The following is a 21063-nucleotide window of genomic DNA, read 5'->3' as shown; positions in this document are numbered from 1 at the left end:
CCCATGATCCGACTTGAAAGCATCCTGACCCCCGGCCGTTCCCTCGTGAACGTGCCGGGCGGCAGTAAAAAGAAAGCCCTTGAGCAAATTGCCAACCTTATCCACAAAGAAGTGCCGGATCTGGAGATGCAAGATGTCTTCGAGGCTCTGATTGCCCGTGAAAAACTCGGCTCAACCGGTTTTGGCAACGGCATCGCCATTCCCCACTGCCGCCTGAAGGGCTGCACCTCGCCCATCAGCGCCCTGATGCACCTTGATGCACCCATTGATTTCGACGCCATCGACGGTGCCCCGGTTGACCTGCTGTTCGTTCTGCTGGTCCCGGAAGCCGCTACCGATGCGCACCTGGAGTTACTGCGCCAGATCGCCAGCATGCTCGACCGCAAGGAAGTGCGCGAAAAACTGCGCAGCGCCCCGAGCAATGAAGCCTTGTATCAGGTTGTCCTGGACGAGCAAAACGGTCATTAATCATGCGCTTGATCATCGTCAGTGGCCGCTCCGGCTCAGGTAAAAGTACCGCACTCGATGTTCTCGAGGACAACGGCTACTACTGCATCGACAACCTGCCCGCCGGCCTGCTGCCGGAACTGGCCGAACGCGCGTTGATTCACACCGAGCTGGCACAACCGCTGGTTGCCGTATCCATCGATGCGCGCAACTTGCCGAGTCACCTGTCGCGGTTTCCCGAACTACTGGAAGAAGTGCGCAGCCGGCATATCCAGTGTGATGTGCTTTATCTGGACGCCGACGAAGAAACCTTGCTTAAACGTTTCTCGGAAACCCGCCGTCGTCACCCGCTAAGCAATGCCAATCGCTCGCTGGCCGAAGCCATCGACGATGAGACCGCCCTGCTCGGGCCGATTGCCGACCTCGCCGATCTCAAAGTAAACACCACCAACCTGAACCTGTATCAGCTGCGAGACACCATCAAGCTGCGCCTGCTGAACCAGCCGGAACCCGGTACGGCGTTCCTGGTGGAGTCTTTCGGCTTCAAGCGTGGCATGCCGGTGGACGCTGATCTGGTGTTCGACGTGCGCTGCCTGCCGAACCCTTACTGGAAGCCAGAGTTGCGCGATCAGTCCGGGCTCGACCAACCGGTTGCCGAGTACCTGGCGGCACAGCCGGACGTCGAAGAGATGTTCCAGGACATATCCACCTACTTGTTCAAGTGGCTACCACGCTTTGCCGCCAGCAACCGCGCTTATGTCACCATTGCCATTGGTTGCACCGGCGGCCATCACCGCTCCGTCTACCTGACCGAACGTCTGGGCCAGGCCCTGCAAAAATCCCTGAAGAACGTCCAGGTTCGCCACCGCGACCTCAGCTAAAGGATTCACACCGCGATGCCTGCTCTGGAAATTGAAATCATCAACAAGCTGGGCCTGCATGCCCGCGCTTCTGCAAAATTCGTTGGCGTCGCCGGTGAGTTCAAGGATTGCACGATCAGAGTAGGACGCACGCCGGAATCCACGGTCGACGGAAAAAGCATCATGGCAATGATGATGCTCGCTGCGGGCAAGGGCACCAAAATCCACCTGAGCACCGAAGGTGAACAGGCTGATGAGGCGCTGCAGGCATTGGTGAATTTGATCAATGACTACTTCGGCGAAGGCGAATAACAACTCGCCCCTGTAGCAGCTGCCGAAGGCTGCGTTCGGCTGCGTAGCAGTCGTAAAATTGGGCTCTGCGGTATGTCAGGCAGACCGTGTGAGCAGGGTTCACGACTGCTACGCAGCCGAACGCAGGCTTCGCCAGCTGCTACAAAGATCGTGTTCAGCCGTTAAGCCAACGCTGTATCCATCACCATCATCAAGCAAAACCCGATCAGCAACCCAAGACTTGCAAGCTTGTCGTGACCATTGCGGCGCGACTCGGGGATGACTTCATGGGTGACCACCAGCAACATTGCCCCGGCCGCCAGCGCCAACCCCAAGGGCAACAACAATTCGGCCAGGCTCACTAGCCAGGCGCACAACAACGCGAAGACCGGCTCGACCAGACCTGACGCAGCACCCATCAGGAACGCCTTGACCCGCGACATCCCTGCCCCGGCCAATACCAGCGCGATCACCAGACCTTCCGGCACATCCTGCAACGCGATGCCCATGGCCAGGCTATCGGCGTCGGGCATGCCACCCCCCGCCGACACACCGACCGCCATGCCTTCGGGGATGTTGTGGGCAATGATCGCAAACACAAACAACCAGATCCGCGGCGGGATGACCGGTCGCTCCAGCGTGCCTACGAGCATTTCCGGCGACGCACCTGACACCTTGCGATCAACCAGGAACAATCCGAACGCACCCAGCATGATGCCGAAACTGATCAGTCCGCTGGCCGCCCAAGGCGTCAGCCCCAGGTATTCAGCGGCAGAGATCCCCGGAACGATCAACGAAAACGCTGTCGCCGCGAGCATCACCCCAGCCCCGAAGCCGAGCAGCGTATCGCAGACCGCCTGAGGCATCCGTCGAATCACCAGCACGGGCACCGCACCCAACGCTGTGCCCAGAGCGCAGATCGCCCCGCCTTGCAGCGCGCGCAGCAGTTTCGGCTCGAGGTCCAGCCACGCCAAGCCTTGGGCAACCAATAACGTCATGCCTGCCAGCAGTAGCAGCGATCCGAATGCGTAACGAAACATTCGTCCACTTCCGATCGCCAGTGTTTCAGTGCCCATAGCCAGCCTTGGATTGTTTTTGCAGAAGTCTTAAACCAGTGCAGCCTGATAGCGCGTAGCGACTTCAGGCCAATTGATCACGTTGTAAAACGCGTTGATGTATTCCGGGCGACGGTTCTGGTATTGCAGGTAATAAGCGTGCTCCCAGACATCCAGGCCGAGGATTGGCGTATTGCCGTTCATCAATGGACTGTCCTGATTGCCGCTGCTTTCAACGACCAGCGTCTTTTGCGGCGTCACACTGAGCCACGCCCAGCCGCTGCCGAAACGAGTCAGCGCGGCTTTGGTGAAGGCTTCCTTGAAACTGCTCAGGCCGCCCAGTTGCTCATCGATCGCCTCAGCCAAGGAGCCGTCAGGATTGCCGCCGCCGTTGGGGGCCATCACTTCCCAGAACAGCGAATGGTTGGCATGCCCGCCGCCCTGATTGATCACCGCCGCGCGCTGCTTCTCCGGCAGTTGCTGGACAGCAGACACCAGTTTTTCCACCGGCCACTCGGCAAACTCTGTGCCTTCCACCGCAGCGTTGAGGTTGTTGATGTAAGTCTGGTGGTGCTTGGTGTAGTGGATTTCCATGGTCTGCGCATCGATGTGCGGTTCCAGGGCGTCGTAGGCGTAGGGCAAGGCAGGCAAGGTAAAAGCCATTTCAATGAACTCCATGATGTAGGGGCGCAGGCGAGGCGGCATCGATGTGCAGCAGACGATGGGTGCGCGGATATTCGCCGTGTTCGCTGATGAAATTCAGCAGCTCGACGTAGGTCTTGCTGCTCTGGCGCAACGCTGCTTCACGCAGGGCCGGCGCCAGTCGTGGGTCCTGCATGGTCTGCAACAATCGCTGATGGATGGCGCACAGGTACTCGGCGCTCTCCTCTGGCTGGTTCAGACGCAAATGCAGATCCGCCAGGTTGTGGTGGGAAATCACGCAGGCCGCCACCGCTTCGTCGGCATCCGCCCAGCGCTCGAACAACACCTGGGCCAGGGCCAATGCCTGCAAGTAAGCCTCGCGGGCATCGACGTATTCGCCCAGCATGAAACAACGATTTGCCCGTTCGATCGTGCGTTTCCAGTGTTCCATGGTGAGCCTCCAAAGCGGTTGCGGTGGTTACACGCCGCCTGCGGTGAGTTTTTCCGGGTCCAGCAAAACCTCAAGCTGGCTGCGGGTCAGGTCGGTGTGTTCGAGAGCGACATCGATTACCGGACGGCCCTGTTGATAGGCCTTCTTGGCGATCTCCGCGGCTTTTTGGTAACCAATGATCGGGTTGAGTGCGGTAACGAGGATCGGGTTTCGCGACAGCGCTTCCTTCAGCCTGGCTTCGTTGACCTTGAAGCTGGCGATGGCCTTTTCACCCAGCAGAAGGCTGGAGTTGGCCAGCAACTCGATGCTGCTCAGCAGGTTCTGGGCGATGATCGGCAGCATCACATTCAGCTCAAAATTGCCCGACTGACCGGCGATAGTGATAACCGTGTCATTGCCGATGACCTGAGCGGCGACCATGGCGGTCGCTTCCGGGATCACCGGGTTGACCTTGCCAGGCATGATCGAAGAACCCGGCTGCAAGGCTTCGAGTTCGATTTCACCAAGACCGGCCAGCGGGCCGGAGTTCATCCAGCGCAGGTCGTTGGCGATTTTCATCAGCGAAACGGCCGTGGCCTTGAGCTGGCCGGAAACACTGACCGCCGTGTCCTGAGAGCCGATCAGCGCAAACAGATCCTCGCCCGGTTTGAATTGCACTTGGGTCAGCTTGCTCATCTGCTCACTGAAACGCGCCGCGAATTGCGGATGGGCGTTGATTCCGGTGCCCACTGCCGTGCCGCCCTGAGCCAGGGATTGCAGACTCGGCAGCAGATCCTGCAGATGACCGATGTTGGCCTTGAGCTGCTGCGCCCAACCGTTGAGCACCTGGCTCATGCGCACCGGCATGGCGTCCATCAAGTGAGTGCGACCAGTTTTGACGTGGTGATGAACCTCTTCGGCCTTGCGTTCGATCACCTGAACCAGACGCACCAGCGCCGGCAACAATTGCTCGTGCAACGCCAACGCCGCACTGACGTGGAGGGAGGTCGGGATGATGTCGTTGCTGCTTTGGCCGCAATTGACGTGATCGTTGGGGTTCACCGGCTCGCCGAGCAGGCGGCTGGCCAAGGTGGCGATCACTTCGTTGGCGTTCATGTTCGAACTGGTGCCGGAACCGGTCTGGAAGATATCCACCGGAAAATGCTGCATGAAGTCGCTTTGGAGCAGACCCAGCGCCGCATCGACAATGGCTGTGCCCTGGGATTCGCTGATTTGTTCGAGCTCGACGTTGGCTCGGGCAGCGGCGGCCTTGGCCAGGATCAGCGCGCGGATGAACTGCACGGGCATCGGTTTGCCGCTGATGGGAAAGTTATCCACCGCGCGCTGGGTCTGCGCGCCATAGAGCGCATCCATTGGGACCTGAAGTTCGCCCATGCTGTCGCGCTCAATACGAGTCTTGTTCATCAGAAAATCCTTGCACCAGTTCTATGAGAGGAATCGAAGGCTGCAACTCGCAGGTCGCCAGTTGCCAGGTGTAGCTTTGCCAGCGCTTGAGGCGGCATTTGCACAGAGAGAGGCGTTCGAGTTCGCGCAATGGGCGCCAGGCCTGGTCCAGGCAGTAGGTGCGCCAGTGCCAGGGCAGCGCGACATCGGCGGCGGTGTCGAGCAACAGACGGAAAGAAGTTTCGGCGATGGTCCAGGGAGAGGTTGCCGTGCAACAGGCGAGATACCGACCTTCGGCCAGGTAATGTTCGATCAGGCGAGGCTCATCGGGGGCCATCGCGCAACGGATCTGGCGACTCATCCAGCGCCAGCTTTCGAGGTAAGGCTGCTCGTGCAAGGCAGAACTCATGATCCGGGCTCATTCGGTAATGAGATTTATTATTAGATGATAATGAGAACCAAAACAACCCCGCGAAAATCAACCCACAAAAAAGGCGCGCCACCCAACGATGGGTGGCGCGCCTTTCTTTGTGTAACGGTAAGGGTTTAGCTACCCGCTACTGTCATCCGCTCGATCAGCACCGAACCTGTACGAATGTTGCTGCGCAGTTCCAGGTCATTACCGACCGCAACGATCTGTTTGAACATGTCACGCATGTTGCCGGCGATGGTCACTTCCTGAACCGCAAACTGGATTTCGCCATTCTCGACCCAGTAACCCGCCGCGCCACGGGAGTAATCGCCGGTGACCATGTTCAGGCCCTGACCCATCAATTCAGTCACCAGCAGGCCACGACCCATGCGGCGCAGCAAGGCCGCCTGATCTTCGTCGCCATGGGTGACGAACAGGTTGTGCACGCCACCAGCGTTGGCAGTGCTCGGCATCCCGAGTTTACGGCCCGAGTACGTGCCGAGAATGTACGAGACCAACTCGCCTTTTTCGACGAACGGTTTGGCGTAAGTCGCCAGACCATCGCCATCGAACGCCGAACTGCCCATGGCGCGCATCAAGTGCGGACGCTCATCGATGGTCAGCCATTCCGGGAACAGTTTCTGTCCCAGCGTGCCTTCAAGGAACGAGGATTTGCGATACAGACTGCCGCCGGAAATCGCCGAGAGGAAACTGCCGAACAAACCACCGGCCAGTTCCGCGGAAAACAGCACCGGCACTTCGCAGGTCGGCACCGGACGCGCGCCCAGACGGCTCGCCGCCCGTTGCGCGGCACGTTGGCCGATGCTCTCCGCAGAGGCCAGCAAATTGCCCTGACGGTTCACGTCGTACCAGTAATCGCGCTGCATCTGGCCGTCGGCTTCGGCGATCATCACGCAGCTCAGGCTGTGCCGGGTCGACGCGTAGCCGCCGATAAAACCGTGGCTGTTGCCGTAAACACGGCAGCCCTGATGGGTGCTGAGGGTGGTGCCGTCGGCGTTCTTGATCCGGCTGTCGGTGGCAAATGCCGCCGCTTCACAGGCTAGGGCCTGCTCGATGGCTTGCTCCGGGGTGATGTCCCATTCGTGGAACAGGTCGAAATCCTGCAGATCCTTGGCCATCAGCGCCGCATCTGCCAGACCCGAGGCTTCGTCTTCGGAGGTGTGTTTGGCGATGGCCAGCGCCGCAGCGACGGTTTCGCGAATGGCTTCAGGACCGCTGGCGGACGTGCTGGCCGAGCCCTTGCGCTGGCCAACGTACAAGGTGATGCCGAAGCCCTGATCGCGGTTGAATTCGACGGTTTCGACTTCACGCTGACGTACCGAGGTGGACAGGCCCTGCTCCAGGGACACCGCCACTTCACAGGCACTGGCACCTTGGCGCTTGGCTTCAGCGATGATCTGCTCGACTTGTTCTTGCAGTGCCGGCAACGCTTGTGGGCCGACGCTTTCAACTGCACTCATGCTGTTCTCCACTCAAATTCTGCTTTCGGCTAAGGCCTTCGAGCGACCGGGCCGGACAAGCGGCCCCCGACTGGTTATCATGGCGGCGTTTCTTTGCGGACGGCCACCATGGTTGATTCTTACGACGACTCCCTCGATACGGGAGAAAAAAGCAAAACCCAGGTTAAACGCGAGCTTCATGCTCTGGTTGACCTTGGCGAGCGCCTTACAACGCTCAAGCCTGACTTGCTGGCAAAACTGCCGTTGACCGACGCTATGCGCCGGGCCCTGGCCGATGCGCCCAAGCACACCGCGAATATCGCGCGCAAACGGCACCTTATGTTCATCGGCAAACTGATGCGCGATCAGGACACTGACGCCATTCTGACTCTGCTCGATCAACTCGATGCCTCCACTCGGCAGTACAACGAACGTTTCCATGGCCTGGAACGCTGGCGCGATCGCTTGATCGCGGGCGACGATGCGGTCCTGGAGAAGTTCGTGGTCGACTACCCGGAGGCTGATCGTCAGCAATTGCGCTCCCTGATCCGTCAGGCCCAGCACGAACTGGCGACCAACAAGCCACCGGCATCGAGCCGTAAAATCTTCAAGTACATCCGTGAGCTGGACGAGACTCAACGCGGTCTGCGTTAAGTCCCGAATCGGGTGAGTTGCCTCGCAACTCACCCGAAGCTCCATCCTTTACGATCCTGTGCCACCCACAGTGATCGCATCGATTTTCAGCGTTGGCTGGCCGACACCCACCGGCACCGACTGCCCATCCTTGCCACACGTCCCCACGCCGCTGTCCAGCGCCAGATCGTTACCGACCATCGACACCTTGCTCATGGCCTCCGGCCCGTTGCCGATCAACGTCGCGCCTTTGACCGGGGCCGTGATTTTGCCGTCTTCGATCAGGTACGCCTCACTGGTGGAGAACACGAATTTGCCGCTGGTGATGTCCACCTGACCACCGCCGAGGTTGGCGCAGTAGATGCCTCGCTTCACCGAGGCGATGATTTCTGCCGGGTCGCTTTCGCCCGCCAGCATGTAGGTGTTGGTCATGCGCGGCATTGGCAGGTGCGCATAGGATTCGCGACGACCGTTACCGGTTCGGGCCACGCCCATCAGACGGGCGTTGAGTTTGTCCTGCATGTAGCCTTTGAGTACGCCGTTTTCGATCAGCGTCGTGCACTCGGTCGGGGTGCCTTCATCATCGACGCTCAGGGAACCGCGACGACCGGCCAGCGTGCCGTCATCGACGATGGTGCAGAGCTTGGACGCAACCATTTCGCCCATGCGCCCGCTGTAGGCGGAACTGCCCTTGCGGTTGAAGTCGCCTTCCAGGCCGTGGCCGACCGCTTCGTGCAGCAATACGCCGGACCAGCCCGAACCCAGCACCACCGGCAACGTACCGGCCGGCGCAGGAATGGCTTCCAGATTCACCAACGCCTGACGCAGCGCTTCACGGGCATAGCTCATGGCGCGGTCATCGCTGAGGAAATAACGGTAATCGGTACGACCGCCACCGCCATGCCCGCCGCGCTCACGGCGACCGTTCTGCTCGACGATCACGCTGACGTTAAAGCGCACCAACGGCCGTACATCGGCTGCCAGGCCGCCGTCGGTGGAAGCGACGAGGATTCGTTCCCAGACACCGGCCATGCTCACGGTAACTTGCTGGATACGCGGGTCGAGGGCGCGAGTCGCGACGTCGATGCGTTTGAGCAGTTCGACCTTCTCGGCACGGGTCATCACTTCCAACGGGTTGTCCGGCCCGTACAACTGGGCGACATCCTGAGTCGTGAAGGCTTGCACCGTGCCGTTCTGACCGGCGCGGGAGATCGAACGCGCCGCACGGGCTGCGGCGCCGAGGGCTTCGAGGGTAATGGCATTGCTGTAGGCAAAACCGGTTTTCTCACCCGATTGCGCGCGCACGCCGACACCTTGGTCGAGGTTGAAGCTGCCTTCCTTGACGATCCCGTCTTCCAGCGCCCAGGACTCGGAAATCTGCCCTTGGAAATACAGGTCGGCGGCATCGATGCCCGGGCCGGCCAGATCGCCGAGCACACCTTGCAGGCTCTCGATCGTTACGCCGCCGGGCGCCAGGAGGTGTTCACTGACTGAGGACAACAACTCGCTCATATGCTTTACGCCTTAAATTCATCGTTCTGAGGCAGGTCGCCGGGCGCCCTGCGAGAAAAAGCGCCGGTGACTGGACACCGGCATCCGCGCCCTGATGGACGCCTGTTCGCTGCTATCGCGTTCGGCCAGCAGCACGGCCTCGCCTTGATCCTGTTGCGCCAGCACACGTCCCCACGGGTCGATAATCGCGGCATGGCCATAGGTTTCCCGTGGCCCCGGATGCGTCCCACCCTGGGCAGCCGCGAGCACATAACATTGAGTTTCGATGGCCCGCGCGCGAATCAATACCTCCCAATGCGCCGCGCCGGTCACCGCGGTAAAGGCCGACGGCGCGGTAATCAACTCCGCACCGGCAGCGCGTAATTCGCTGTACAGCTCCGGGAAGCGCAGGTCGTAACACACCGTCAGCCCGACTCGACCGACGGGCGTGTCCGCCACGACAACCCCACTGCCATAAGCATAGTCATCGGATTCGCGATAACGCCCGCGATTGTCCGCCACATCGACGTCGAAGAGGTGCAACTTGTCATACCGTGCAACGGTTTCGCCGCGGTCATCCACCAGCAGCGAGCAGGCATGCACTTTGGCCGTCGGTTGATCCACCGGCGGCAACGGCAATGTGCCGGCCACTATCCATAACTTGAGGTCGCGGGCGGTCTGTTTCAACCATGGCAGGATCGGGCCTTCGCCCAACGCCTCGGCGCGGCCGATGTCGGCAATGTCGCGACGGCCCATGGCGGCGAAGTTTTCCGGCAGTACGGCAAGCTGCGCACCACTGGACGCCGCTTGCTCGAGCAGCAGACGGGCCTGGGCCAGATTGGCCAGCACATCGCTCTGGCTGACCATTTGAATCACCGCTACAGACATGGCTTTCCCTAATCTGGAATCAACACATACAGGGGACTTACGGCCATGCTACTCCATCGGCCCGAGACGTGGCTTTTCAAAAAGAAAGTCAAAAAGGCTTGTCGAAGGTGATTTTCGGCTCTTTCCACGGCCCCTTGACGGTGTATTGGACGCTGGCGAAACGCGCCACACGGTCACCGATGAGCTTATCGATCAGGAACAGCGCGCCGCCGATAGCCGGTGCACCGACGATCAGCGCGGCAATCGGCAGGTTGTTGGTCACGGGCAACGTCACCAATAACTTGGCATCGACCTTATCGCCCACCAGGTCCAGCGTCCCGTTGAGTTCGATATTGCTCGACGGACCGGTCAGCCGGATCGGCTCACGCGTCACATATACGCCGTTGGTCCCGACCAGCAGGCCTTTGACCCGGTCGTAACTCAAGCCTTTGCCGAACAGGTCGGAGAAGTCCAGACGCAGCCGGCGGCCGATGGAGTTGAAGTTCAGCAAGCCAAACACGCGCAACGCCTGGGCGCTGCCCTCAACTTCAACAAATTGGCCTTTATTCAGCGAAGCATCGAGGGTTCCAGAGAAGCGCTTGGTGGCCAGCCAGGCCGGCGAACCGGGCCAGCGACCATCGACATCCATATGAAAATCTTCACTGGTGACACTCGGTGCAAAGCCCCAGCCCTTCAGTACATCGGCGAGATTCTTGCCGCTGATCCGGCCCTTGTACCAACTGCTGCTGGAACCGGGCACACCTTCCCAACCGCCGCTGCCCTGCAGGAGAATGCCCTTGAGGCCCAGATCCAGCGTGGTAAACGCAATGCCCTTGGCGGTCGGACGGACTTTCAGATACCAGGCCCCGACGAGGTCTTGGCCCTGGAACAGCTGATTGATGGTGATATCCAGTGCCGGGATCTTCGTCGGATCCACCGAGACCAGCGGATCTGGCGAGTTTTCGTCGGCCAGGACCTTCGGGTCTGGCGCCGGTAAACGCACGTATTGCAGATTGATCGCAATCGGCGCGGCTTTCGCATCGGGGATGCTGGCACTGCCCTTCACTTGCTGACTGTCGAGTTGCAAAGCCCACGCGGCAGGTTTGCGGTTCAACTGTACGGAAGCCTGATCGAGCGTAGTGCCGACACCGCTGAGCGTTCCAATCTTGAAATCCGCACTGCTGAGCAACTGTTTGGCGTTGCCGCCCGGATCCTGGCCGGCGTACTTGTCTACCAGGTCCTTCCAGGGGCCGACGTCCAGTTCCGACAGCACACCGCGCACCCGCAGGCCTTTGGCGCCGGGTAGCACGGCATTACCGCCACCCAGGAACAACTCGCCACGACCGTCGGCAAAATTGCCGGGCGGTGCCGCAAACGTGAAGTTAGCCAGCTCACCGTAATTGACCCAGTAGCGCCGCTCCGCCCCCTGCAGGGTCATGCGGAACGTGGTGTCACGGCCGACGTCGGCCGCCATGCCGAACGGCGCCGGTAAATCGATTGCTACGCCCTTGAGGTTGGAGCTGACCGCCAATTGACTGTCGGCCCCATCAAGGTTCAATTGCAGCTGATAAGGGATCACACCGGACACTGGCAACGGCTGAGTCACACTCAGCCAGTCAGTCAGTTTCTTGACCTCGACCTGGCCCGAGGCGGCGACGCGAGTCTTGAGGTTGCCGGGGCCGCCATCGGCGAAAATCTGTGCGGTGACGGGTTTATCAAAAGCGCGCGCGGTGATGTTTTGCCCGCTCAAACCCTTGGTGCTGTCGAAACGGAAATCGCCCTTGAGCTGAGTCAGCTCCAGGGTGGGTTCGGCCAGTTTCAGACGGGCCTTGGCGGTCTTGAAGTCGACGAGGATCTTCGGCTGCTCGCCTTTGACCAGCGGAATATCCAGTTTCAGTTTGCCTTGCAGATCGCCTTCGCCTTCCCAACCGGCAAAGGTCGCTGCGGTGCCGATCGGCGCTTCCTGAAGAATTTTCAGGCCATCGCCCAACCCGCCCGCGAATCCTCCGTCGAGGAACAAATGGACGCTTTGCCCCGCTGGCACATGAGGAATATTGACGTAAACGTCGCTGACCTGGGTATCGAGCAACTGCCCCTTGCTGGCCAATATCCGCACACCGCTGTCTTCAACAAACACGTCACCCGTGACCTTGCTGACATGTGGCCAGCCTGGCTGGAAGGCCAGTTCGGCATCGTGAACCTTGAAGAACAGACTGATGCTGCGGGCAGTCTCGGCGGCCCCGTGGTTCAGCGAACCCTGGTACTGGAAGAAGCCTTCGTCCACCGCACCTTTGAGAATCGCCGTACGCAGCCATTCGTCCAGTCCCGGGCTGAGCATGGCCGGTAAGTACTTGGCGGTGTAACGACCGTCGCCGTCCACCAGACCGACCCGCAGGTCCATGTAGTCTTCCTGGGTGTGGTCGAAATGCAGGCGGATCAGGAAGTCGCCGGCAATCTTGCCCTCCTCGCCCAGCACCTTCAGGTACGGCGCGATCAAGGTGAAGGCGTCTTTATCGAGTTTCCAGGTCAGTCGGGCATTGGCCTGAATGTACTGCCATGGCTTGGCGAAAATCGGGTCCAGATGCAGGGAAAAATCCTTGCTGTCCATGCGCAACTCGCCACCGCCCAGATCACCACTGATGCTGCCACTGACATTTCGCGCCGCCGGAGCGCCGTGATAGGCATCGAAGCCGACCCGATCCAGGTTGGCGGCAAAGCTGAACTTGCTGTCGTCGGTGGCATTGGGCCGTAAGTCGATCAGCACGTTGCGCAGGCCGCCGGTCACTTTGAGGCGCTCGACGGCCGTAGCAACGCCTTCGGGCAGCGGACCCAAGGCATTCAGTATCGGGGTGATCGGAGTGAGGTCGAGGCGGTCGGCTTGCAGATGCCAAAGCTCTTCAGTCTTGTCGGTCGCCTCGTTTTGCTTGAGTTGCAGATGCGATTCCCAGCGGGTCTCGCCAAGGTTCATGGCCAAGGAGTCCAGGGTCACCAGAACGCCTTCGGAACTACGCTGGAAATAGCCGTTCAACGCCAGATTGTTGATCTGGATCGGCTTGCGCTCGGCGTAGGCACCCTTGAGTTGCGGCGCATTCAAGCGTATCGCGCCGCTTTGCAGGGCGCCTTTGTCCCAGTTCACCCAGAGCTCGCCACCCGCCTTGATCTCGGAGAAATTCCATTGTTGGGTCAGGCGCTCAGGCAACCATTTTGACCAGTCGCTTTGCGGCAGGCTCAAATAAGCTTCGGCCTCGCCGTCCTTCCACTCGCTGGCACGCAGACGGGTGCGCAGACTCATGGCCACCGGCTGACCGTCGGGCAGGGTCAGACGAACGTCGAGTCGCTGGCGGGAGGCGCCGGTTTTCAGATTCAGACCGACGTAAGTCAGGGTCAGCGGTTGTTCTTGCAGTGGCTGCAAAGTGACCTGGCTATCGAGTACCGACAGTTGCTGAACCATCTGCATACGATTGAGCAATTGCTCAGGATCCAGCGGCTGATCCTGCTGCACCGGCAAACCTTCCAGCGCCCAAGTCCCGTCCTCGCCTTCCTTGAGGCTGATCTTCAGCCCGCTGAGTTCCAGGTGAGCGATGCGCACTTCGCGAGCCATCAGACTGGCCCAAAGATCCGGCACCGCGCGCACCTGATCCAGACGCAGGGCATTGGCGCCCTCGCCGACCATCACGTCGTGAGCCAGCATGATCGGCGCAAAGCCGCTCCAGTTACCTTCCAGTTCGCCGATATTCAGCGGCATGCCCAAGGCAGCGCTGGCTTTGGCTTCGACTTCGGCACGGTACTCGGCCACCAGCGGGGTCAGCTCTCGGCCGAGGCTGACGTATAACGCCAACAACACCAACACCAACGCACACAGCCCCAGACCCCAGCGGGTCAGTGCGGCCAAAATGCGTGTCAGACGTTCCATGTCAGTTGGCTCCCATGGCAAAAACACTGCAAAAAGCTGAGGCCAGCCGTTCTAACAGGGTTGAAATACAGCGATTCAGAGCAGCACCACGTCGTATTGTTCCTGGGAATACATGGTTTCCACCTGGAACCGGATGGTGCGTCCGATAAAACCTTCGAGCTCGGCGACATTGCCCGATTCTTCATCGAGCAAACGGTCGACCACTTTCTGGTTTGCCAATACACGATAGCCTTCCGCCTGATAGGCGCGAGCCTCTCGGAGGATTTCGCGGAAAATCTCGTAGCAAACGGTTTCCGGCGTCTTGAGCTTGCCGCGGCCCTGGCAGCTGCTGCACGGTTCGCACAGCACTTGTTCGAGACTTTCGCGGGTGCGCTTGCGAGTCATCTGCACCAGGCCCAACTCGGTGATGCCGATGATGTTGGTCTTGGCGTGATCGCGTTCCAGCTGCTTCTCGAGGGTGCGCAGCACCTGACGTTGGTGCTCTTCATCTTCCATGTCGATGAAGTCGATGATGATGATCCCGCCCAAGTTGCGCAGGCGCAGCTGACGAGCGATGGCGGTCGCGGCTTCGAGGTTGGTCTTGAAGATGGTTTCTTCGAGGTTGCGATGACCGACGAACGCCCCGGTGTTGACGTCGATGGTGCTCATGGCTTCCGCCGGATCGACCACCAGGTAACCGCCGGATTTCAGCGGGACTTTGCGCTCCAGCGCTTTCTGGATTTCGTCTTCAACGCCGTACAGGTCGAAGATCGGCCGTTCGCCAGGGTAATGCTCAAGACGATCGGCAATTTCCGGCATCAGTTCGGCGACGAACTGCGTAGTTTTCTGGAAGGTTTCCCGGGAGTCGATGCGGATCTTCTCGATCTTCGGGCTCACCAGGTCACGCAAGGTGCGCAGCGCCAGGCCGAGGTCTTCGTAGATCACACTCGGTGCGCTGATGGTTTTGATCTGCTCGTTGATCTGATCCCAGAGGCGACGCAGGTAGCGAATGTCCATGAGGATTTCATCGGCACCGGCACCTTCGGCAGCGGTACGCAAGATGAAGCCACCGGCCTCTTGAATGCCTTCTTTGGCCACGCAATCGGTGACCACTTGCTTGAGACGTTCACGCTCGGCTTCGTCTTCGATCTTCAACGAAATGCCAACGTGCGCGGTGCGCGGCATGTACACCAGATAACGCGATGGAATCGACAACTGAGTCGTCAGGCGTGCGCCTTTTGAGCCGATCGGGTCCTTGGTGACTTGCACCACCAGGCTCTGACCCTCGTGAACCAGGGCGCTGATGCTCTCGACCGCCGGACCTTCGCGCAGGGAGATTTCCGAGGCATGAATGAACGCGGCGCGGTCCAGACCAATGTCGACGAATGCCGCCTGCATGCCGGGCAATACCCGCACGACCTTGCCTTTATAGATATTGCCGACGATCCCGCGCTTTTGCGTGCGCTCGACGTGGACCTCTTGCAGAACACCGTTTTCAACCACCGCCACGCGCGATTCCATCGGCGTGATGTTGATCAGGATCTCTTCACTCATGGCAGGGTCTCGTTCAGGCATGTTCACGATAATGGCCGCATCTTGTCAGTACGACGCTCAACGCGCGTTAAGGGTTTGCCAACAGGGTATGCCGAAATGGCCAAGCAGCTCAGCGGTTTCGCACAGCGGTAACCCGACCACCGCCGAGTAACTGCCATTTATCCCGGCGACAAACACCGCGCCGAGCCCTTGAATGCCGTAGCCGCCGGCCTTGTCCTGCGGCTCGCCGCTGGCCCAGTAGGCCACCGCCTCATCGCGATTGATGTTGCGAAAACGCACCAGACTGCGCACCACCCGAGACTCGCAACGCTCACCCTCTCGCACCGCAATCGCCGTCAGGACTTCATGTTCACAGCCGGACAACATCATAAGCATGGCGCATGCCTCGGCTTCATCAACCGGCTTGCCGAGAATTTTTCCGTCCAGCACCACGGCGGTGTCGGCGCCCAGCACGCAAAAATCTGCGTCAGACACGACAGCCCCGCGCCCGGCCTCGGCTTTGCCGCGCGCCAGGCGCTCGACATAGGCCGACGGGGATTCATCTTCTAAAGGGGTTTCATCGATGTCCGCACTGATGGCGGAGAACGGCACGCCGATCTGCGTGAGCAGTTCACGCCGACGCGGCGAGCCTGAGGCGAGGTACAGCTGTTTCATCAAGACATCTCCCTTGTTTAGTGCCCCGTCTCACAAATACTGTTCCTTTTTGGCGGCGTCTGGTGTTGCCATACTGCGTTGCCGCTCCTCGCCATAGCCAGCTATGACTTGTCGCGGCGCCTTGCCTGGCAATAACAGCCACTCGCCAAAAAAGAAACATATTTGCGAGACAGGGCACCGGTGCGGGCAAATGCCTGACCGAATTAATTGATTTTGTAGCGTCGACGCAAACCGCGCAAACCGTAGCTGATCCATGGCCAGAGCAATGCACTGACCAGTGCCGGCAAGACCAGCGCCAGCGTCGGCTGACGATTGCCGGTCAGGGCGCTGAGCCATAGTTGAACAAGCTGTGCGAGGCCGAAGATCACCAGGATCACCAGGCTCTGTTGCCACATCGGGAACATGCGCAGGCGTTGTTGCAGCGCCAGCACCAGGTACGTGATCAGCGTCAGGATCAACGCGTTTTGGCCCAGCAGCGTGCCATAAAGCACGTCTTCGGCCAGGCCCAGGCACCATGCGGTGACCATCCCGACTTTCTGCGGCATGGCCAACGCCCAGAATGCCAGCAGCAAGGCCAGCCACAGTGGACGGAGGATTTCCATGAATTGCGGCAGCGGCGAAACGCTGAGCAGCATGCCGATGGCGAATGTCAGCCAGACCATCCAGCCGTTTCGGGAGGCAGTAGCACCCACCATTATTCTCGTCCCCCAGTGGTAGCCGGCGCAGAGACAGGCGGTTTAGCAGCAGGCTTCACGGCAGCGGGCGGTTTGCTGGCGGCAGGTTTCGCAGCAGCAGGATGAGTCGCCGCAGGTTTGGGCGGAGTTGTGGCAGCAGGGGCAGCAGGGGTAGCCGTCGGCGCAACCGGCGTCACGGGCGCAGCAACTGCAGCCGGGACGATGGCAGGTCTCGGCACGGTCGCTGGAATGATTGGCCCGCCACCGTGCTGGTCCAAGGCTTCTTGAGCCTGGGCAGCTTCGTTGGCGCGCTCTTCGGCTGTACGACCGTCGGTGAACACCAGCAGCAGGTAACGGCTGCGGTTCAAGGCGGCGGTCGGTACGGCGCGCACAATAGCGAACGGCTGACCGGAATCGTGAATCACTTCCCTGACCGTCGCCACCGGGTAACCCGCCGGGAACCGCTGCCCCAGACCGGAGCTGACCAGCAGATCGCCTTCTTTAATGTCGGCGGTATCAGCCACGTGACGCAGCTCCAGGCGTTCCGGGTTGCCGGTGCCGCTGGCAATCGCCCGCAGACCGTTGCGGTTCACCTGCACCGGAATACTGTGAGTGGTGTCGGTCAGCAACAGCACACGAGAGGTGTACGGCATCAACTCGACCACCTGGCCCATCAGGCCGCGGGCATCGAGCACCGGCTGACCGAGGACCACACCGTCGCGCTCACCTTTATTGATGATGATGCGGTGGGTAAAGGGGTTAGGGTCCATGCCGATCAGCTCGGCCACTTCGACCTTCTCGTTGACCAGCGCGGAGGAGTTGAGCAACTCGCGCAGCCGAACGTTCTGCTCGGTGAGGGCGGCAAGCTTTTGCATGCGGCCCTGCAACAGCAGGTTTTCGGTTTTGAGTTTTTCGTTTTCGGCGACGAGCTCGGTACGGCTGCCAAATTGGCTGGCCACACCCTGCCATAGCCGCTGCGGCAGGTCGGTGATCCAGTAAGACTGCATCAGCACCAGCGACATTTGGCTACGCACTGGCTTGAGCAGTGTGAAGCGGGCATCGACCACCATCAGCGCGACCGATAGCACGACCAGCACCAACAAGCGCACGCCCAGTGAAGGCCCTTTGGTGAAAAGCGGTTTAATAAGCCGCTCCTCCCAGGCAAATGTTCTCTTTATTCATACGGCATCAAACCGGCCTGGATGCAGACTGACAGAAGATAAACGCCAACAGGCAGCACTGCAAAGTGCTGCCTGCGCGCTCAACAGCATAGATGCGTCGGGCGAGATCACTCGCTCGACAGCAGGTCCATGGTGTGTTTATCCATCATTTCCAATGCACGGCCACCGCCGCGAGCAACGCAGGTCAGCGGGTCTTCGGCAACGATTACCGGCAGACCGGTTTCCTGGGCCAGCAACTTGTCGAGGTCACGCAGCAAGGCGCCACCACCGGTCAGCACCAGACCACGCTCGGCGATATCGGAAGCCAGTTCCGGAGGCGATTGCTCCAGTGCACTCTTCACAGCCTGAACGATGGTGGCCAGGGACTCTTGCAGAGCTTCCAGCACTTCATTGGAGTTCAGGGTGAATGCGCGTGGAACGCCTTCGGCCAGGTTACGGCCGCGAACGTCGACTTCGCGAACTTCGCCGCCCGGGTAGGCAGTACCGATTTCCTGCTTGATGCGCTCGGCAGTGGATTCACCGATCAGGCTGCCGTAGTTGCGACGCACGTAAGTGATGATCGCTTCGTCGAAGCGGTCGCCGCCAACCCGTACGGACTCGGCGTAAACCACACCGTTCAGGGAGATCAGCGCGATTTCAGTGGTACCACCACCGATATCGACAACCATCGAGCCGCGAGCTTCTTCAACCGGCAGGCCGGCACCGATCGCAGCAGCCATTGGCTCTTCGATCAGGAACACTTCACGGGCACCGGCACCGAGGGCCGATTCACGGATGGCACGACGCTCAACCTGGGTGGATTTGCACGGAACGCAGATCAACACACGAGGGCTAGGCTGCAGGAAGCTGTTTTCGTGAACCTTGTTGATAAAGTATTGCAGCATCTTTTCGCAAACGCTGAAGTCGGCGATCACACCGTCCTTCATCGGACGAATGGCAGCAATGTTGCCCGGCGTACGGCCGAGCATGCGCTTGGCCTCGGTGCCGACAGCAACGACACTTTTCTGGTTACCGTGTGTCCGAATAGCCACAACCGAGGGCTCATTCAGGACGATACCGCGCTCGCGCACGTAAATAAGGGTGTTGGCAGTGCCCAGGTCAATGGAAAGATCGCTGGAAAACATGCCACGCAGTTTCTTGAACATGGGAAAGGGACCCTAGGCAACGCGTGGGTAAAAAAGTGCGGCAAACTCTAACAACGACAGGGATTTTGGGCAAGGCGCCAATATGTTAAATTGGCCGCTTTTCTGTGCACCAACCCCCACAATCGCGGCCTTATGACCGTAGAAATGCGGTAGTGTTCCGACAATCTAACACACGGATAGCATCCGTTCTGTTTTCCTTCCACTGGAGAATCCCATGACGCTTGAACGCTCCGACGTGGAAAAAATCGCTCATCTGGCCTGTTTGGGCCTTAATGATGCCGATCTTCCACACATCACTTCGGCCCTGAACAGCATTCTGGGGCTGGTCGACGAAATGCAGGCGGTCAATACCGACGGTATCGAGCCGCTCGCCCACCCACTGGAAGCCAGCCAGCGCCTGCGTGCAGACGTCGTGACCGAGACCAATCATCGCGAGGCCTATCAGTCCATCGCACCAGCGGTCGAAAACGGCCTGTACCTGGTTCCGAAAGTCATCGACTAAAGGGAAAGAGCCTGCAATGCATCAATTGACTCTGGCCGAGATCGCCCGCGGTCTCGCCGATAAAAAGTTTTCTTCCGAAGAGCTGACCAAAACCCTGCTGGCGCGTATCGCCCAGCTCGACCCTCAGCTCAACAGTTTCATCAGCCTCACCGAAGACCTGGCGCTCCAGCAGGCGAAAGCCGCTGACGCACGCCGCGCCAATGGTGAGAGCGGCGCCCTGCTCGGTGCGCCGATCGCCCACAAAGACCTGTTCTGCACTCAAGGCATTCGCACCAGCTGCGGCTCGAAGATGCTCGACAACTTTAAAGCACCGTACGACGCCACCGTGGTCGCCAAGCTGGCCGCCGCGGGTGCCGTGACCCTGGGCAAGACCAACATGGACGAATTCGCCATGGGTTCGGCCAACGAGTCGAGCTACTACGGCGCAGTGAAAAACCCGTGGAACCTGGAACACGTGCCCGGCGGTTCGTCCGGTGGTTCGGCTGCTGCGGTTGCCGCTCGTCTGTTGCCAGCGGCGACGGGCACCGACACTGGCGGTTCGATCCGTCAGCCCGCCGCGCTGACCAACCTTACCGGCCTGAAACCGACGTACGGTCGCGTTTCGCGCTGGGGCATGATCGCTTACGCGTCCAGTCTCGATCAGGGCGGCCCATTGGCCCGCACCGCCGAAGACTGCGCCATCCTGTTGCAAGGCATGGCCGGTTTCGATCCGCAAGACTCCACCAGCATCGACGAACCCGTGCCTGACTACAGCGCCAGCCTCAACGGTTCGCTGCAAGGCCTGCGCATCGGCGTGCCGAAGGAATACTTCAGCGCCGGTCTGGACCCGCGCATCGCCGACCTGGTCATGGCCAGTGTTGAAGCGCTGAAAAAGCTCGGTGCCGTGGTCAAGGAAATCAGCCTGCCGAACATGCAGCACGCGATCCCTGCGTACTACGTGATCGCCCCGGCGGAAGCGTCTTCCAACCTGTCGCGTTTCGACGGTGTACGTTTCGGCTATCGCTGCGAAGACCCGAAAAACCTGGAAGACCTGTACAAGCGTTCCCGTGGTGAAGGCTTCGGTCCGGAAGTGCAGCGCCGGATCATGGTCGGTGCCTACGCGCTGTCGGCCGGTTACTACGACGCCTACTACCTGAAGGCGCAGAAAATTCGTCGCCTGATCAAGAACGACTTCATGGCAGCCTTCAATGAGGTCGACATCATCCTCGGCCCAACCACGCCGAACCCGGCCTGGAAGCTCGGCGCCAAGAACAGCGACCCGGTTGCTGCGTACCTGGAAGACGTCTACACCATCACCGCCAACCTCGCTGGTCTGCCGGGCTTGTCCATGCCAGCCGGTTTTGTCGATGGCCTGCCGGTCGGCGTGCAACTGCTCGCCCCGTATTTCCAGGAAGGTCGCCTGTTGAACGTTGCCCACCAGTATCAGCTCAACACTGACTGGCACACCCGCACCCCAACCGGCTTCTGAG

20 protein-coding genes are annotated in these 21063 nt (G+C 60.1%); 6 read left to right on the top strand and 14 right to left on the bottom strand.

The features are described 5' to 3' along the window. The first annotated feature begins 3 nt into the window (after nucleotides 1-3). From ptsN to ASC74_RS18260, 3 genes are read left to right on the top strand one after another with little or no spacing between them, the layout of a single operon-like run. A complete protein-coding gene (gene ptsN, locus ASC74_RS18270) occupies nucleotides 4-468 on the top strand; it encodes a PTS IIA-like nitrogen regulatory protein PtsN (protein ID WP_056742951.1) in 465 nt (154 codons plus the stop codon). A 2-nt stretch (nucleotides 469-470) separates the two neighbouring features. After that, a complete protein-coding gene (gene rapZ, locus ASC74_RS18265; protein WP_046052884.1) occupies nucleotides 471-1328 on the top strand; it encodes an RNase adapter RapZ in 858 nt (285 codons plus the stop codon). 15 nt (nucleotides 1329-1343) lie between these two features. Further along, nucleotides 1344-1619 carry an HPr family phosphocarrier protein gene (locus tag ASC74_RS18260; protein WP_033058002.1) on the top strand — a complete coding sequence of 92 codons (276 nt, stop codon included), beginning with the start codon at nucleotides 1344-1346 and terminating at the stop codon, nucleotides 1617-1619. A 161-nt stretch (nucleotides 1620-1780) separates the two neighbouring features. Here the strand turns inward: ASC74_RS18260 and ASC74_RS18255 are convergent, their stop codons facing one another. The 6 genes from ASC74_RS18255 to pmbA all read right to left on the bottom strand — a co-directional run bounded on the left by ASC74_RS18255 (nucleotide 1781) and on the right by pmbA (nucleotide 7022). After that, nucleotides 1781-2674: a ZIP family metal transporter gene (locus ASC74_RS18255; protein WP_056742949.1), complete on the bottom strand. Its 894-nt coding sequence runs from the start codon at nucleotides 2672-2674 to the stop codon at nucleotides 1781-1783. Between the two features lie 30 nt (nucleotides 2675-2704). After that, on the bottom strand, nucleotides 2705-3316 hold the full coding sequence (locus ASC74_RS18250) for a superoxide dismutase (RefSeq protein WP_056742948.1): 612 nt from the start codon (nucleotides 3314-3316) through the stop codon (nucleotides 2705-2707). Nucleotide 3317: 1 nt separating this feature from the next. Further along, entirely contained in the window at nucleotides 3318-3746 is a 429-nt protein-coding gene (locus tag ASC74_RS18245) for a hypothetical protein (RefSeq protein ID WP_056742946.1), read from the bottom strand. A gap of 27 nt (nucleotides 3747-3773) precedes the next feature. Next, nucleotides 3774-5150 carry a class II fumarate hydratase gene (locus ASC74_RS18240; RefSeq protein ID WP_056742945.1) on the bottom strand — a complete coding sequence of 459 codons (1377 nt, stop codon included), beginning with the start codon at nucleotides 5148-5150 and terminating at the stop codon, nucleotides 3774-3776. Beyond that, entirely contained in the window at nucleotides 5131-5538 is a 408-nt protein-coding gene (locus tag ASC74_RS18235; protein WP_056742943.1) for a hypothetical protein, read from the bottom strand. Before ASC74_RS18235 ends, ASC74_RS18240 begins: the two co-directional genes overlap by 20 nt. Before the next feature lie 137 nt (nucleotides 5539-5675). After that, nucleotides 5676-7022: a metalloprotease PmbA gene (gene pmbA, locus ASC74_RS18230; protein WP_056742941.1), complete on the bottom strand. Its 1347-nt coding sequence runs from the start codon at nucleotides 7020-7022 to the stop codon at nucleotides 5676-5678. A gap of 108 nt (nucleotides 7023-7130) precedes the next feature. Between pmbA and yjgA the strand changes: the two genes are divergently transcribed. Next, nucleotides 7131-7655, top strand: coding sequence for a ribosome biogenesis factor YjgA (gene yjgA / locus ASC74_RS18225; protein WP_046045847.1), 525 nt, complete (start codon nucleotides 7131-7133; stop codon nucleotides 7653-7655). Between the two features lie 48 nt (nucleotides 7656-7703). On the opposite strand, the gene tldD is transcribed toward yjgA, so the two are convergent. The 8 genes from tldD to mreB form a co-directional block, all read right to left on the bottom strand. Next, nucleotides 7704-9146, bottom strand: coding sequence for a metalloprotease TldD (gene tldD / locus ASC74_RS18220; protein WP_008148876.1), 1443 nt, complete (start codon nucleotides 9144-9146; stop codon nucleotides 7704-7706). Nucleotides 9147-9164: 18 nt separating this feature from the next. Beyond that, nucleotides 9165-10013: a carbon-nitrogen hydrolase family protein gene (locus ASC74_RS18215; protein ID WP_056742939.1), complete on the bottom strand. Its 849-nt coding sequence runs from the start codon at nucleotides 10011-10013 to the stop codon at nucleotides 9165-9167. A gap of 88 nt (nucleotides 10014-10101) precedes the next feature. After that, entirely contained in the window at nucleotides 10102-13905 is a 3804-nt protein-coding gene (locus ASC74_RS18210; protein WP_056742937.1) for a YhdP family protein, read from the bottom strand. Nucleotides 13906-13980: 75 nt separating this feature from the next. Beyond that, on the bottom strand, nucleotides 13981-15438 hold the full coding sequence (gene rng / locus ASC74_RS18205) for a ribonuclease G (protein ID WP_033058026.1): 1458 nt from the start codon (nucleotides 15436-15438) through the stop codon (nucleotides 13981-13983). 57 nt (nucleotides 15439-15495) lie between these two features. Further along, complete coding sequence (locus tag ASC74_RS18200) at nucleotides 15496-16092, bottom strand: Maf family protein (RefSeq protein ID WP_056742936.1); 597 nt, start codon at nucleotides 16090-16092, stop codon at nucleotides 15496-15498. Between the two features lie 203 nt (nucleotides 16093-16295). Continuing rightward, nucleotides 16296-16787: a rod shape-determining protein MreD gene (mreD, locus tag ASC74_RS18195; RefSeq protein WP_008148886.1), complete on the bottom strand. Its 492-nt coding sequence runs from the start codon at nucleotides 16785-16787 to the stop codon at nucleotides 16296-16298. Beyond that, nucleotides 16787-17911: a rod shape-determining protein MreC gene (gene mreC / locus ASC74_RS18190; RefSeq protein ID WP_082555844.1), complete on the bottom strand. Its 1125-nt coding sequence runs from the start codon at nucleotides 17909-17911 to the stop codon at nucleotides 16787-16789. Before mreC ends, mreD begins: the two co-directional genes overlap by 1 nt. A 143-nt stretch (nucleotides 17912-18054) precedes the next feature. Continuing rightward, nucleotides 18055-19092 carry a rod shape-determining protein MreB gene (gene mreB / locus ASC74_RS18185; RefSeq protein WP_002555108.1) on the bottom strand — a complete coding sequence of 346 codons (1038 nt, stop codon included), beginning with the start codon at nucleotides 19090-19092 and terminating at the stop codon, nucleotides 18055-18057. Nucleotides 19093-19306: 214 nt separating this feature from the next. On the opposite strand from mreB, the gene gatC reads away from it, so the two are divergent. Both gatC and gatA read left to right on the top strand, forming a co-directional pair. After that, entirely contained in the window at nucleotides 19307-19594 is a 288-nt protein-coding gene (gene gatC / locus ASC74_RS18180) for an Asp-tRNA(Asn)/Glu-tRNA(Gln) amidotransferase subunit GatC (RefSeq protein ID WP_008026876.1), read from the top strand. 16 nt (nucleotides 19595-19610) lie between these two features. Continuing rightward, nucleotides 19611-21062, top strand: coding sequence for an Asp-tRNA(Asn)/Glu-tRNA(Gln) amidotransferase subunit GatA (gene gatA / locus ASC74_RS18175; RefSeq protein WP_056742931.1), 1452 nt, complete (start codon nucleotides 19611-19613; stop codon nucleotides 21060-21062). Nucleotide 21063 lies beyond the last annotated feature (1 nt).

Source organism: Pseudomonas sp. Root329 (genome assembly GCF_001424925.1).
Lineage (GTDB): Bacteria > Pseudomonadota > Gammaproteobacteria > Pseudomonadales > Pseudomonadaceae > Aquipseudomonas > Aquipseudomonas arabinosi.
This window is presented reverse-complemented; position numbering and strand designations above follow the sequence as displayed.